Consider the following 13,738-nt stretch of genomic DNA (forward strand, 5'->3'; position numbering starts at 1 on the left):
TCGTTCCGCTCTGCCGCCCTGCGCGGCTTTCAATCCGTATTTGGGGCACATCATGACATCACTTTTCAAAACGCCGCTTCGAGCCGGTTTCCTGTTCGCGTCGCTTGTCGCTGGCACCCTTGCTGGTCACGCGCAGGCCGCCGAGACCGGCTATCCGTTGACACTGCGAAATTGCGGTCGACAGATCACGATTAACAAGGCACCAACAAAGACCGTATCGATCGGTCAAAGCAGCACCGAAATTCTCTATATGCTCGGCCTCGCCGACAGGGTCGCAGGCACTGCACTCTGGGTTGGTCCTGTTCTGAAGGGTTATGAGGAGGTCAACGCCGGGATCGATCGCCTCGCCGACAACGATCCGAGCTTCGAAAGTGTGCTTGCCAAGAAACCGGACATCATTGCAGTTCAGTTCCAGTGGCAGGTCGGCCCCGAGGGTGTGGTTGCCAAGCCGGAGCAGTTCGAGGAACTGGGAATCCCGGTCTATACCTCCCCGTCCGATTGCACCGGTAAGGAAAATTCCGCCGCCAGCGATGGCGTGCGCCACCAGGTCTTCACCATGAATCTCGTCTACCAGGAGATCCGCGAACTGGCGCAAATCTACAACGTGCAGGACAAGGGCGAAGAAGTCGTCGCAGAGTTGAAGAAGCGCGAAGATGCGGCCCGAGCCAAGGTCGCGTCCGCCGAGGGCAAGCTGTCGGCCGTGTTCTGGTTCTCCAGTGCCGCCGATGCTGATCCCTATGTCGCGGGAAAGAACGGCGCTCCGGGCTATATCATGTCGGCCCTTGGCATTGAAAACATTATCAAGACAGACGATGAATGGCCGACGGTCGGATGGGAAACGATCGCCAAGGCCGACCCGACAATCATTGTCGCAGGCTCGATGGAACGCCGCCGCTATCCGCTGGACGGCCTTGAAGCCAAGCTCGACTTCTTGAAGACCGATCCCGTCGCCAGCCTCATGTCGGCGGCGAAGAACGGCCATGTCTTCAACATGGACGCCCAGGCCATGAACCCGACCATCCGAACGATCGAGGGCATCGAGGTATTAGCGGACTCAATCGCCGAAGCGGGCCTTGCCAAGTGAGCAGGACGCTGACATCGATCGGGCGAACGGGCGCGGCATTCGCCGCGCTTGCCATCCTGCTGATCGCGCTTTGGCTCGGTGCGGCGATCGGGGAGACGGCTATCCCGTTTTCAACCGTGGCACAGACGGTGGCAAACCGTCTCTGGAACGCTGGTTATCCACTGGAGCCGATCGACGAAGGCATCATCTGGAGCTATCGCCTCAGCCGTGCCGTGGTCGCCGCGTCCTGCGGCGCAGCACTTGCGCTTTCCGGCGCCGTGCTGCAGTCGCTGCTGCGCAATCCATTGGCCGATCCCTATATTCTCGGCATCTCCGCGGGCGCCTCGACCGGTGCGGTCAGCATCGCCATCCTCGGGTTCGGCGCTGGGATGTTGACCATGCCGCTCGGCGCCTTTCTCGGCGCACTCATCGCCTTCCTGCTGGTCAGTGTGCTGGCGGTGAAGGCAGGGCGCGGCACGGCGGCGATCATTCTGGCGGGCGTTGCCGGTTCGCAACTCTTCAATGCGCTGACATCCTTCATCGTCACCAAGGCAGCGACGGCCGAGCAAGCCCGCGGCATCATGTTCTGGCTGCTCGGGAACCTCTCGGGCGTGCGCTGGCCGGATGCCTGGCTGGCGGTGCCAGCAGCACTCGTCGGCCTCGCCGTCTGCCTCTGGCACGCGCGCGCGCTCGACGCTTTCACCTTCGGCTCGGAAGCGGCCGCCTCGCTCGGCATCTCGGTGAGGCGCACCTATCTGGCGCTTGTCGGCGTCTCGGCGATGATGACCGCCGTCATGGTCTCGATCGTGGGGTCGATTGGCTTCGTCGGGCTGGTCATTCCCCATGCCGCGCGGATGCTGGTCGGCGTGCGGCACGGTGTCCTGCTTCCCGCCGCTGCATTGATCGGTGCGGTCTTCATGATCGTCGCTGACATCCTGTCGCGGACACTGATCCCCGGCCAGGTGCTGCCGATCGGTGTGATCACCGCACTCGTCGGCGCGCCTGCCTTCGCACTCATTCTCGGACAAAGGAGGGCGCGGGCATGACGCTTTCAGCTGATCACGTTTCCTGGTCTGCCGGCGGCTCAGACATCCTGAAGGGCGTGTCACTCGCCGTCGAGACGGGCGAATTCCTTGGCATCATCGGCCCGAATGGATCGGGCAAGACGAGCCTGATGTCGCTGCTGGCCGGTATCCGCAAACCGAGGTCGGGCGCGGTCCTCCTGGACGGCACGCCGATCGGGGAGCTTGGTCGACGTACCGTCGCGCAGCGTCTGGCGTTCGTCGAGCAGCAGGCGGACACAGGAGAACGGATCACGGCACGGCAAGCGGTCGAGCTCGGCCGCACCCCCTATCTCGGACCATTGTCGCCGTGGTCGTCGCAGGATGACGGTATAGTCGACGCGGCTCTCGAAAATGTCGATATGGCTCACCTCGCCGGAAGGTTCTGGCACACGCTGTCCGGCGGCGAACGTCAGCGCCTGCACATTGCCCGGGCACTTGCCCAGGAGCCGAGGATCCTGTTGCTCGACGAGCCGACCAATCATCTCGACATCGGTCACCAGATCAGTCTGCTCGATCTGGTTCAGCGCCAAGATCTGACCGTGGTGGCGGCACTCCACGATCTCAACCATGCCGCCATGTTCTGCAACCGGATCGCGGTCATGCAGGGCGGCCGCCTCGTCGCTCTCGGCCAGCCGCGGGACGTGCTGACCGAGGCCCGGATACGCGACGTGTTCGGTGTGGATGTCGACATCGAACAGGATAGCGGCGGCATCTGCCACATCCGCTTCCTGACGCGGCGTTCGCAAGGCAGAACCAACGTCACTCGGCCGGCATCTCTTTCCGTCATGGGGGCTTGAAGATGGACTTGCGCAACCACGACCTCAAGGAAGACATCAGGGAGTACTGGTCGAAGCGGTCGGCGACATTCGATCTGGCATTCGGCCACCGTATCCCGCAGGGTCCGGAACTGGATGCCTGGGCGGCAGCCGTGCGCGACGCGATCGGGCCGGAGCCTCGCCGCGTGCTGGAGCTTGCCTGCGGCACGGGAGAGGTGACGAATGTCCTGCTCTCGCTCGGCCACGAAGTGACGGCGCTCGATTTCTCCGAGGATATGCTTGGGGTCGCCCGAATAAAGCATGCCGGCAATGCGAAAGTTCGGTTCGTTCTTGCCGATGCCGAGCGCACGATGGAACCCGACGAAGCCTACGACGCGGTGATATGCCGGCATCTGGTCTGGACACTGACGGAACCCGAACAGGCGCTGACCGACTGGTTGCGGGTGCTGAAGCCGGGCGGCAGGCTGCTCGTCTTTGATGGCGATTGGACGAAACCGACGCGACTGGGCCGGCTCGCGGGCCTTGCTGTGGGCCTGATCGAACGATTCGTCGGACACGATCCTTACTATGACGGCGCCATGAGCGAGAAGCACGCGAATATCATGACCAGATTGCCGTTCAGCGGCGGATTGACTGCCGAACGCCTCGAACCGATGGTCCAGGAGGCTGGTTTTATTGAAATAACTTTCCCCTCCCACCGGCCGATCGCCGCGGCTCAGCGCAAGAATGCTGATCTCAGGAACAGATTGCGAACCCGGTTTTACCGGCGATTCGTACTAGTGGCGTCCCGCCCCGTCGATGTCGCGTCGCGACAAGTCGGTCGATCAGACAGCTTCAAGGGACCTCAATCGTGAAGAACGGTTTCATAGCATCCCTTTCATGCGCACTCGTCGCCGTCATGTCGATAACGATTCCTTCTGCGGGCATGGCTCAGGAAACACGTTACCCGTTGACGATCGAAAATTGCGGTCGAGCGATCACCTTTGACAATGCGCCCTCGCGTGCCTTTGCCGATGGGCAAAACTCGGCGGAAGTATTCTACCTGCTGGGACTTGGTGACAAGGTCGCCGGCACGGCACTCTGGATCGGGCCGGTGCTCGAAGGCTTTGAAGAGGTTGACGCACGGGTTCCCCGTGTTGCCGAACTTGATCCGAGCTTCGAAGGCATTCTGGCGACAAAACCCGATTTTGTCGCGACGCAGTTCCAGTGGCAGATCGGTCCTGAAGGTATGGTGGCCAAAGTCGAACAATTCGAGGAACTGGGTATCCCGGTCTATACATCACCGGCTGATTGCCATTTGAAGGGCAAGACGGCGGATGGCGACGAGCCGCCAAAGTTTTCAATGGATCTGATCTATCGGGAAATCGACGAGATCGGGCGCATTTTCAATGTTGCCGACCGGGCGAAGACGATCATTGCCGAGATGAAGGCACGGGAGCAGGCAGTGAAAGCGCGGATAACAGCGCTGAAGCGTGATGTCTCCGCGGTCTTTTGGTATTCCAGCGCAAAGCTCAATGCAGACCCGTATGTGGCGGGCGAGGGCGGTGTTCCTGCATATCTCATGTCGGAGCTCGGTGTTCGAAATGTTGTTGAGAGCAACGAGGAGTGGCCAACAGTCGGTTGGGAGACCATCGCGAAATCCAACCCGACAATCATCGTAGCAGGCGATATGGCGAGACGGCGATTCGACGGGGATGGCATTGCGGAAAAGCTTGAGTTCCTCAAGCATGATCCGGTTGCCAGTGTCATGGAGGCCGCGCAACGGGAACGGATTGTAGGGATGAGCGTCCAGTTGATGGACCCGACTCTCAGAACCATTCGTGGATTGGAGGTTCTTGCAGATGCGCTGGAGAAGTTTGAATTCGTCCGGTAAAATCATCCCTTCTCAATCTGATCAATGAGTTAGTTTCATCATCGCGATCGCCTGTTTCGGAGGGTTACGGGTCTTTGGTTCGAATCACTTCAAGGCGAGGTATTTTGCAAGTCTCGATGCCATCGAGGCCCGCAACCAAAAATAGTCGCAAAATCCCCTGCCTTGCCCTAGGCAGGGGTTTTTGCGTTCAAGGACACACCCCGCGACGGAAACCGCCATCCGCCCGGAAAGCCGTCGATAAACGCTCCTCTGCTCGATACGGCCTTGACCTGAGACCATAAACCGTCTCGTCCGCAACTCGGAGAAGTGCGGAAGAGAGTAGCTTTTCCCAATCTGGCCAACATGTTGCGCGTCTTCGACGGGCGCTGGCCCACGAGCTTCCCACCTGAGCGCCTTCATGCGCGCGGCTCGCTCATGGAATCCGCCTCCTGCCGAGAGATTCGTTTAGGCTCACGGACGCGTGGCGGAACGTCGGAGGTTGGGAGCGTTAGCAGTTCCGCTGCAGGACTGAATGGCAGCTATGCATCGTAGCCGTGCCAAAGTCGCCAGTTCGTTCCCAATTTCGGTCAAATAAATACACTCAGTCTCTTGGGAGAAGTGAAAACATTTCCGCTTCATCTGTCCGGGCATGCCAAATGTACGGGTCTCCGTAGGCTCAGGCCCGAGTTCGCCACCTGGGGAATTTTCAAGGCGGTAAATCATTTCCGCTTCTAGCCGATACAGCGGAAGAGCCCGTCAATCTGGTCGGGCGACAGACTGCCGGAAATTGACCCGGGCGTCGCAGCGGATCGTCACCGCCTCGTCTAGTCCCCCGGCCACCCGCCGGCTAAGCAGATCCCAAGAAATGCGGGCGAGCTCGCGCGTCGGCTGCTGGATACAGGAAAGACTCGGCCATGCGGCGACGGCCCAGTCGGGCTCTTCCGCGGAGAGAAGCGAGATTTCTTCCGGGCACCTGAGCCCCAGCTCGCGGAATGTCTCTATGCTCCACGCCGCTAGCAGGCTGCTACTGGCGACCAGCACCGTCTTGCACGGAGGACCTTGAAGTTCGGCGGCCAGCATGCGTTGGAAGTTCTCTCTACTGGAACCGCATTTCATGATCGACAGATGCACGTCCTCGCCGCTCTCCTCGATCGCCTGCCTGATGCCGGCGATGTTCTGCTGGACGACAGAGAAACTTGGGAACTGGGTGGCGACGAGAACCCGGCGATGCCCCCACTCGATCAACTGACGGGTGGCGCGGGAAAAAGCACCCCGATGATCGACCAGCACCTGGTCGAAGCTCCGCTCGTACGCGACGAAGCGGTTGATGACGACGGTCGGCATATTGGCGCGGCGCAGCAGTTCGAGCACCGGCTCCGCCTCCAGCGTCGGCAGCAGCAGCACGCCGCTCGCCCGCGAGGCGATGAGCCGCTCGATGCGCTGATATTCCCGTGCGTGATCATGCCGCGTGATCATCTGCACGAGTTCGAAATTGGCGCCCGCGGCATGTTCTTCCAGCATGTCCGACATGGAGACGAAGTTCGAGGAAGTGGCGTTGGGCACGCAAAGACCGACCACAGGATAGCGCTGCGCCCGCATGCCCTTTGCAAGCAGGCTCCCAGTAAAAGACAGGGTCTTGATGGCCTCATTGACCTTCTGGCGCCGCTGTTCGGTGACGTTGGCGCGCCCGTTGATGACGTTCGACACCGTTCCGACCGACACACCGGCAAGCGCGGCAACATCGCCGATAGTCACATTGCGGTCCTGTGCCAGCTTCACGTCGATAGCCACGCGTTCCTTTTTCGCCACATTCACAATCCTGTATAGTCCGCCCGATCGATGTATGAAACGGTTCAGTGCGTTTTTCAAGGTGCTATCGCTGGGCTGAAATACAAAAGGGGGGGCATTGCGCATATGAGCGGTCACATCATCCAGGACTGTTGCCGCAAATATTGGTGCTTATGCTCTGATCTGCACGAAAGCTATTATCGCGCGGTTTCTGGCCATACGTGAAGGCAGGCATCCCGTTCCATCATAAGCGTTTTATGTTCCGGGTACCTAATCAACTGCGCTGCACCATGTGCATTGACTTCAAAAACCTGTTGACAGCCCAACGAACCGGCATCATTCTGGGGCTTGAAATGAACCGGTTCAAAATGACCGCCTGAGTCCTGGGGAGGATATGCGATGAATTGGAATACGACTTTAAAGGGTCTTCTGGCCAGTGTGATAATGGTCTGCGCGGCGGGCTCGGCCCATGCGCAGAGCAAGGAACTGGTGATCGGAGCGCTACTGCCGCTGACCGGGCCGGCGGCGCCGATCGGGCTGGAAGAGCAGCAGGGCGTTCAGTTCGCAATCGATCAGATCAATGTGAAGGGCGGGCTCAACGGAACGCCGGTGCGGGTGATCTTCGACGATAGCCAGGGCAAGCCGGATCAGGCCGTGCTGGCATTCAACCGCATGGCCGATCTGCAAAGCGTTCCGGCACTGATCACCGCTTTCTCGTCGATCTCGCTGGCGATCGCCCCGCTGGCCACCCGCCGCGAAATCCTGGTCGTCAACCCGGCGGCTCAGACCGACAAGCTGGAAAATGCGTCCCCGTTCCTGTTGAACACCATTCCGCTGGTCAAGGCCGAGGCGCAGGTGCTTGCGAAATATGCCATCGAGAAGGTCGGCAAAAAAGCAGCGATCGTTTACGAAAATGCTGCTGCCGGCATCGATGGGCGCGACGATTTCCGCAAATATTTCGAGGAAGCCGGCGGCGAGATCATTGCCGAGGAGCCGGTCGAATTCGGCCAGACCAACTATCGTGCGACGCTGCTCAAGACCGCCAGTGCCAAGCCGGACTTCGTCTATATCGCGATCACCCAGAGCCATGAGACCATGGCCGACCAGGTCGGGCAGATCCCGGATTTCCCGGTGGCGATCGGCAACACCTTCTCGCGCCCCTTCTTCGGCTATCCATCGACGGAAGGCTGGTATCAGACGGCAATCCAGTCGGGCTATCCCGATGCCGCAGTGCTCGATGCGTTCAAGGCGGAGTTCAAGGTCGAGGACATGGGTTTCTTCGCCCGTGAATATTACAACGCGACCAATATCGTGATCCAGGCGGCCAAGCAGGTGGCCGACACCGGCGGCGACCTGACCGGTACCTCGATCAAGCAGGCGATCCTCGACATCAAGACGTTCAATTCGCCGATCGCCGATATCGTTTTCGAGACCAATACCGCCTCGCGCCCTGTGGAAATCCAGCGTTACGATGGCAAGGAGCGAAAGGTGATCGAAGTTTCGACGCCGGCGACCTCGAACTGATCCGATCATCGGGAAAGTGGAAAATCCAATGCTTTACTTGCAGCTCGTGGCCGATGGTGTCGTTACCGGATGCGCCATCGGTCTGGTGTCGGTCAGCTTCGCCTATTTCTATGCAACAACCGGAATCTTCCACGTCGCCCATGCCGGCATCTACACCCTCTGCGGCTATGTCGCGTGGTATCTGACAGGTATAGGTGTGCCCTTCCCGCTGGCCCTTCTCGCGAGCATCGCCTGCGGTGCGCTCGTCGGGGCAGGGATCCAGGCGACGCTCTACCGGCAGCTGGACAAGAAGGGGGCTTCGCCGCTCGTCAAGCTCATCGCGTCAATCGGCGTGCTGACGACGCTGCAGAACGTCGTCGCCATCCTCTTCACGCCAAATATCGTGCAGTTCGATCTTCCCTGGCGGCTTGCCCGGGTCACGATCGGGGGCCTCGCCTTCAGCGTGCCGCAGGTGCTGGTGCTGGTGTTCAGTGTCGTCCTGTTTGCCGGGATCGTTGCATTCTCCAAATATACCACTCTCGGTAAACGCATCCGTGCCGTTGCCTCCAATCCGGCGCTTGCGGAAATCACCCATCTCCATCCGCAGAAGGTCTTCATCTACGTAATCGCCATCGCCTCCGGGCTCGTGGCCGTGCCGGGGGTACTGATCGGCGTCGATCAGGCGCTCCAGCCCTACACCTCGCTGATCATCCTTCTGACCGCGGTCATCGCCATGATCGCCGGCGGGATCGGCAGCCTCGGCGGCGCCTTCATCATGTCGATCGTGCTGGCCGTCGTGCAGAGCCTGTCGGTGGCCTTCGTCTCCGGTCGCTGGAGCGTGGCGGTCGTCTTCGGGATCTTCGTGGTCTTCATCCTCATCCGGCCGGAAGGTCTTTTCCGCCACAAATTCAACCGTGCGATCTAAGGGGAGAACAGATCCATGAACTTCTTCCTCAGTTTCGTCGTCCTGGCGGAAATCTTCTCGATCGTTGCGCTCTCGACCAATCTGCTGATGGGCGTCGTCGGCATCTTCTCGGTCGCCCAGGCCGCGATCATGGGCATCGGCGCCTATGTCTTCGGCCTGCTGTCGATGATGGGCGTGCCATTCCCGCTCGCGATGGCGGCGGTCATCGTCGTCTGCGCCTTCATCAATCTCCTGTCGTCGCTACCGTCCCTGCGCCTGGCCGGTGACTATTTCATCATCACCTCCTTCGGCACGCAGCTCGTTGCGACAGCGGTGTTCATCAACTGGTCGTCGATGACCGGCGGCGCGTCCGGGCTCAGCGGCATCCCGATCATTGAGCTGTTCGGTTTCACCTTCGCTACGTCAAAGCAGTTCGTCGTGCTGTCCACGGTGGCGCTGCTTCTGGTCGCCGTCAGCTTCTGGCTGATCCTGCGCTCGCCTTACGGGCGGATGCTGAATGCCATCCGGCTGGACGAGATTGCAGTGGTCGCCTCAGGGCGGCGGGTATTGCATGCCAAGATCGGCGTGTCAGCCGTATCCGGCGCCTATGCGGGCATCGGCGGAGCGCTCTACGCCGCCTATATCAGCTTCATCGACCCGGCTTCGTTCGATATCCATGTTTCCGTGCTGGTCGTGACCATGGTGGTGGTCGGCGGCGCGCGAACCCTTGCGGGCTCGATCATCGGCCCTTTCGTGCTGATGGCTATCCCGCAGCTTCTGACGATGATCGACATTCCCTCGACGCTTCTCGGTCCGGTCCGCCAACTCAGCTACGGCCTCATCCTCATCGCCTTCATGCTGTGGCGCCCGCAGGGCATCGCCGGAAGGAGCCTCTGAACCATGACCTATCTGACCGTTACCAATGTCAACAAGCGCTTCGGCGGCATCCGGGCGCTGGCCGATTGCAGCTTCAGCATCAATCAGTTCGAAGCGAGCTGCGTCGTCGGCCCGAACGGCGCTGGTAAGACCTCGATCTTCAATGTCGTCACCGGCTTCATCACACCCGAGACCGGCCGGATCGAGTTCAAGGGCGCGGATATCACGGCCATGGACCGGCATGCCCGGGTCAAGGCCGGCATCGCCCGGACATTCCAGAACCTTCGGCTCTTCGATACGCTGAGCGTGCTCGACAACGTGATGATCTGCCTCGGCGACGAGGCTGCCAATGATCCGCTCACGGCTGTGTTCCGCCCGTTTCATACCCAGGCGGTGCTAAGGCGCAAGCGTGACGCCGCCATGCATCTGCTCGAACAGGTCGGCCTTGCCCACAAGGCGAACGACCAGGCGATCAATCTCAGCTACGGCCAGAAAAAGCTTCTCTGCATTGCCAGGGTGCTGGCGACCGAAGCCGAGCTTCTGCTCCTCGACGAGCCCACTTCGGGGCTGGCCGCGGGGGCTCTCGACAGCATGGTAGAGCTCATCCACAACCTCAAGGCGCAGAAGAAGACGCTGCTCGTCGTCGAGCACAACACCAAGATCGTCAAGCGTATCGCCGACGAGGTGCTGTTCTTCCACCGCGGCACCCTGCTGGCCAAGGGAAAGCCCGACGAGATCATCGCCAACAAGGAACTCGGCAAGATCTATTTCGGGGAGGGAGCGTGACATGACTCTCGAAGCACGCGGCCTCGTTGCCGGCTACGGCGACAAATCCATTCTCGACAAGGTGTCCTTCACGCTGAAGGACGGAGAGATCCTCGCCTTCTTCGGTCACAACGGGGCGGGCAAATCGACGACCCTCAAGGCCGTCCTGGGGCTGCTGCCGGCGCAGGAGGGCGAGATCCTGCTGGACGGCGAGCGCATCGAAAAACTCTCGGTCAGCGCCCGGCTGAAGCGGGGGCTCCGGCTGCTCCCCGAAGGCCGAGGCGTGTTTCCCGACCTCAGCGTCGAGGACAGCATCGAGATCGTCGCCCGCAGCAACCGTGATCCGAACGGCAACAAGATCTCCGGGGACGACGTCTACGAACTGCTGCCGGTGCTGAAAGACCGACGCAAGATTGTCGCCGGCGAGATGAGCGGTGGCCAGCAGCAGATGCTCGCCTTCGGCCTTGCGCTTCTCGGTTCGCCGAAATGTGTGCTGCTCGAAGAACCATCTGTTGGGCTGCAGCCGGATCTGGTGGAGGAGCTGTTTGCCAAAATGTCCGACATCTGCAAGCAGCTCTCGATTTCCGCGATCCTGATTGAACACAAGATCGTCTCGGCGATGAAGATCGCCGACCAGGTGATGATTATCAACAGCGGCAAGCTCGTCTTCAACGGCACGAAAACCGAGGCCGAGCAGATCGATCTCTGGAACTATTTCTGAGGAATCCGCCGCCTTCCGGCATGAGGTATGAATATGAATTGGATTGACGCCAACGGGGTTGGGCTGCGCTATGACGTTCTGGGAACGACGGGGCCTGTCCTGGTCCTCATTCACGAGATGGGCGGCACGCTGGAGTCCTGGGATCGTGTTGCCCCGGAACTGGCCCGCACCCGCCGCGTGGTGCGCTACGATACGCGCGGCGCCGGATTGTCGGAAAAGATCACCGGCGAGATCGATCTGAAAACCATGGCGTCGGATCTCGCTGCACTTCTCGGTGCGCTCGGCATAGACGAGCCTGTTGCGGTTGGAGGCTGCGCCGTCGGCGGCGCGATCGCGCTTCGCTTCGCGCTTGATTATTCCGAAAGAACCGCTGCCGTCATCGTCCTCAACCCGGCAATCGACGCGCCGGGAGAAGCGGGCGAGAGGCTGATTTCCCGCTCTCATATACTGCCGGAAAAGGGAATGCGATCGATCGAGGCGGCGTCGCTTGATACCGGTTATCCGACGCGCTTCCGCGAGCGTGACCCGGCGCACTACGCGAGTTTCCGGGTCCGCTGGCTCGGCAACGATCCCGCCAGTCTCGGCGCTCTGTTCCGCATGCTGGCGCGCACCGATCTCTTTCCGGAGCTTCCCCGCATCGAAGTCCCTGTCCTCGGCCTTTCAGGCGTCCACGACCCTCTGCGGCCGCCGGCCTATGTCCGCAAGGTCTTGGAGGCCATCGGCCCGCACGAGGTCATCGAGATCGATGCCGCCCACCATGTTCCCGATCAGGCTCCCGATCTGGTCACCCGACACATCGGCAGCTTCCTCGATCGAGTGCAGCCGGTGGACCGGAGGGCGGGGACATGAAGCTGCTCGGTTCGCTCCGGTCGCCCTATGTCAGGAAAGCGCTCGTCGTCGCATCCGAGACTGAGTTGCGTGGGGACATCGAACTCGTGCTGCATTCCGTGCATCTTGCCGCGCATGAGCCGGAAGTGATGACGGTCAATCCGCTCAACAAGCTGCCGACGCTCGTCCTGAACGATGGACGTGTGCTGTTCGATTCCCTTGTTATCTGCGAATTCCTTGCCTGGAAGGGCGGTCGCAACGATCTTATGCCCGCCGAACCCGAAGCCCGGTTCCGCGTGCTGACGCGCCATGCGCTGGCAAACGGCCTGCTGGATCTCGCGATCATGCGGCTGGTCGAGGCCGCCAAGCCTGCGGAACGCCAATGGCCGGAGGTTCTAGCAGCCTGCGACATCAAGATAGCGGCGGTGCTCGACGGGCTTGATGCGGACGATGACGCCCTCGCCGCGGAAGGCTGCACGATCGGCACGCTGGCCTTGGCCGTCGCCCTCAATTATCTCGATTTTCGTTTCGCGTTCCTCGAATGGCGCAAGACACGTTCGCGGCTTGGTGCATGGCATCGCGACTTTACCTCTCGTCCTTCCCTTCGCGACAACCCCTTCGAAGATACGTCGCCGGCACTTGCCGGCATGGTCCGCTAGCCGCGGCAGGAGACATCCAGTGATCTATACCCGCATGATCGGCGATATCCGCGTCACCAACCTGATCGAATATGTTGGCCCGACGCACGATCCCGCCGTGACCTTTCCGGATTTCGACCCCTCCGTGATCGAACGCAACAGGGACTGGCTCACCAATGCCCACTGGTACGAGAACCTGCAGCGGATGGTGATCGCGATCCAGATCTGGATCGTGCATGCCGGCGACAAGGTGATCCTGATCGATGCCGGCGTCGGCAACCAGAAACGGCGCGGTGCGGCCCGGATGAACATGCTGAACAGCCTCGTGCCGCAATGGCTGGCAGCTGCCGACGCCTCCTTCGATCAGGTCACCCACGTGGTGATGACGCATCTGCACGGCGATCACGTCGGCTGGAATACCGTTCGGGATGGCGCACGCTGGGTGCCCGCCTTTCCGAATGCGCGCTACCTGATACCGCGCACTGATTTCCAGTATTTCCAGGATCTCCACGAGAAGAATCCCGAGGCCGATCCGTCATTCGGCGACAGCGTCGTGCCGGTGATCGAGGCGGGGCTCGTGGATTTCGTCGATGATGGCGATGTCGTGGCCGATTGCCTGCGGGCCGTCTTCGCGCCGGGCCATACGCCGGGTCAGATGAACTACTGGCTCGGCTCCGACAGGGAGGCGGCCGTTTTCAGCGCCGACATCTTCCACCACCCGCTGCAGATCACCGACCCGCATCTGAACACTGGCTTCTGCGTCCTCCCGGACGTCGCGCGCCAGACGCGCCGCGCTTTTCTGGAGCGGGTTGCCGATACGGGCACGCTGATCATGCCCTGCCATTTCGGGCCGCCGCATTGCGGCTTCGTACGCCGCAAGGATGGAGGCTTCGCCTTCGTGCCGAGCGAACCCGATCTCCCGCAACGCTACTGAGTTCAAAACGCCCCAAGGAGGAGCCA

Annotated in this window: 14 protein-coding genes; 13 read left to right on the forward strand and 1 reads right to left on the reverse strand. The window is 61.0% G+C overall.

Annotated features, from left to right (window positions below; translation table 11 throughout):
• Window positions 1–52 precede the first annotated feature (52 nt).
• The 5 genes from ASD31_RS20330 to ASD31_RS20350 are packed head-to-tail and all read left to right on the forward strand — an operon-like array spanning window position 53 to window position 4,776.
• Window positions 53–1,084: an ABC transporter substrate-binding protein gene (locus ASD31_RS20330; protein ID WP_056339097.1), complete on the forward strand. Its 1,032-nt coding sequence runs from the start codon at window positions 53–55 to the stop codon at window positions 1,082–1,084.
• The gene (locus ASD31_RS20335) at window positions 1,081–2,109 is read left to right on the forward strand and encodes a FecCD family ABC transporter permease (protein ID WP_056338348.1); all 1,029 of its coding nucleotides are present in this window, start codon (window positions 1,081–1,083) and stop codon (window positions 2,107–2,109) included. Before ASD31_RS20330 ends, ASD31_RS20335 begins: the two co-directional genes overlap by 4 nt.
• On the forward strand, window positions 2,106–2,924 hold the full coding sequence (locus tag ASD31_RS20340) for an ABC transporter ATP-binding protein (RefSeq protein WP_056338352.1): 819 nt from the start codon (window positions 2,106–2,108) through the stop codon (window positions 2,922–2,924). The genes ASD31_RS20335 and ASD31_RS20340 overlap by 4 nt, the downstream gene beginning before the upstream one ends.
• Window positions 2,925–2,926: 2 nt before the next feature.
• Window positions 2,927–3,757, forward strand: coding sequence for a class I SAM-dependent methyltransferase (locus ASD31_RS20345; protein WP_056338356.1), 831 nt, complete (start codon window positions 2,927–2,929; stop codon window positions 3,755–3,757).
• A 44-nt stretch (window positions 3,758–3,801) separates the two neighbouring features.
• Window positions 3,802–4,776 carry an ABC transporter substrate-binding protein gene (locus ASD31_RS20350; protein WP_056339099.1) on the forward strand — a complete coding sequence of 325 codons (975 nt, stop codon included), beginning with the start codon at window positions 3,802–3,804 and terminating at the stop codon, window positions 4,774–4,776.
• Between the two features lie 735 nt (window positions 4,777–5,511).
• Here the strand turns inward: ASD31_RS20350 and ASD31_RS20355 are convergent.
• Window positions 5,512–6,624 (reverse strand): LacI family DNA-binding transcriptional regulator, encoded by a 1,113-nt coding sequence (locus ASD31_RS20355; protein WP_162251173.1) that lies wholly within the window; start codon window positions 6,622–6,624, stop codon window positions 5,512–5,514.
• A gap of 318 nt (window positions 6,625–6,942) precedes the next feature.
• On the opposite strand from ASD31_RS20355, the gene ASD31_RS20360 reads away from it, so the two are divergent.
• From ASD31_RS20360 to ASD31_RS20395, 8 genes are read left to right on the forward strand one after another with little or no spacing between them, the layout of a single operon-like run.
• Entirely contained in the window at window positions 6,943–8,067 is a 1,125-nt protein-coding gene (locus ASD31_RS20360) for an ABC transporter substrate-binding protein (protein ID WP_082520647.1), read from the forward strand.
• 28 nt (window positions 8,068–8,095) lie between these two features.
• Window positions 8,096–8,971: a branched-chain amino acid ABC transporter permease gene (locus tag ASD31_RS20365; protein ID WP_056338366.1), complete on the forward strand. Its 876-nt coding sequence runs from the start codon at window positions 8,096–8,098 to the stop codon at window positions 8,969–8,971.
• Window positions 8,972–8,986: 15 nt separating this feature from the next.
• Window positions 8,987–9,847 carry a branched-chain amino acid ABC transporter permease gene (locus tag ASD31_RS20370; protein WP_056338369.1) on the forward strand — a complete coding sequence of 287 codons (861 nt, stop codon included), beginning with the start codon at window positions 8,987–8,989 and terminating at the stop codon, window positions 9,845–9,847.
• Window positions 9,848–9,850: 3 nt separating this feature from the next.
• Window positions 9,851–10,612: an ABC transporter ATP-binding protein gene (locus ASD31_RS20375; RefSeq protein WP_056338373.1), complete on the forward strand. Its 762-nt coding sequence runs from the start codon at window positions 9,851–9,853 to the stop codon at window positions 10,610–10,612.
• Window position 10,613: 1 nt separating this feature from the next.
• Window positions 10,614–11,312: an ATP-binding cassette domain-containing protein gene (locus ASD31_RS20380; protein WP_056338375.1), complete on the forward strand. Its 699-nt coding sequence runs from the start codon at window positions 10,614–10,616 to the stop codon at window positions 11,310–11,312.
• Between the two features lie 33 nt (window positions 11,313–11,345).
• Entirely contained in the window at window positions 11,346–12,161 is an 816-nt protein-coding gene (locus ASD31_RS20385) for an alpha/beta fold hydrolase (RefSeq protein ID WP_162251174.1), read from the forward strand.
• On the forward strand, window positions 12,158–12,799 hold the full coding sequence (locus ASD31_RS20390) for a glutathione S-transferase family protein (protein ID WP_056338381.1): 642 nt from the start codon (window positions 12,158–12,160) through the stop codon (window positions 12,797–12,799). Before ASD31_RS20385 ends, ASD31_RS20390 begins: the two co-directional genes overlap by 4 nt.
• 19 nt (window positions 12,800–12,818) lie before the next feature.
• Window positions 12,819–13,712 carry an MBL fold metallo-hydrolase gene (locus tag ASD31_RS20395; protein ID WP_056338384.1) on the forward strand — a complete coding sequence of 298 codons (894 nt, stop codon included), beginning with the start codon at window positions 12,819–12,821 and terminating at the stop codon, window positions 13,710–13,712.
• The last annotated feature ends 26 nt before the right edge of the window (window positions 13,713–13,738 follow it).

This window comes from Rhizobium sp. Root482, from assembly GCF_001426565.1.
GTDB lineage: Bacteria > Pseudomonadota > Alphaproteobacteria > Rhizobiales > Rhizobiaceae > Pararhizobium.

Excerpts from the sequence above, each read along its gene's own strand:
- ASD31_RS20350 (WP_056339099.1), top strand. The coding sequence starts at position 3,802 with ATGTCGATAACGATTCCTTCTGCGGGCATGGCTCAGGAAACACGTTAC.
- ASD31_RS20370 (WP_056338369.1), top strand. The coding sequence starts at position 8,987 with ATGAACTTCTTCCTCAGTTTCGTCGTCCTGGCGGAAATCTTCTCGATC.
- ASD31_RS20385 (WP_162251174.1), top strand. The coding sequence starts at position 11,346 with ATGAATTGGATTGACGCCAACGGGGTTGGGCTGCGCTATGACGTTCTG.
- ASD31_RS20340 (WP_056338352.1), top strand. The coding sequence starts at position 2,106 with ATGACGCTTTCAGCTGATCACGTTTCCTGGTCTGCCGGCGGCTCAGAC.
- ASD31_RS20360 (WP_082520647.1), top strand. The coding sequence starts at position 6,943 with ATGAATTGGAATACGACTTTAAAGGGTCTTCTGGCCAGTGTGATAATG.
- ASD31_RS20375 (WP_056338373.1), top strand. The coding sequence starts at position 9,851 with ATGACCTATCTGACCGTTACCAATGTCAACAAGCGCTTCGGCGGCATC.
- ASD31_RS20330 (WP_056339097.1), top strand. The coding sequence starts at position 53 with ATGACATCACTTTTCAAAACGCCGCTTCGAGCCGGTTTCCTGTTCGCG.
- ASD31_RS20380 (WP_056338375.1), top strand. The coding sequence starts at position 10,614 with ATGACTCTCGAAGCACGCGGCCTCGTTGCCGGCTACGGCGACAAATCC.
- ASD31_RS20345 (WP_056338356.1), top strand. The coding sequence starts at position 2,927 with ATGGACTTGCGCAACCACGACCTCAAGGAAGACATCAGGGAGTACTGG.
- ASD31_RS20390 (WP_056338381.1), top strand. The coding sequence starts at position 12,158 with ATGAAGCTGCTCGGTTCGCTCCGGTCGCCCTATGTCAGGAAAGCGCTC.
- ASD31_RS20365 (WP_056338366.1), top strand. The coding sequence starts at position 8,096 with ATGCTTTACTTGCAGCTCGTGGCCGATGGTGTCGTTACCGGATGCGCC.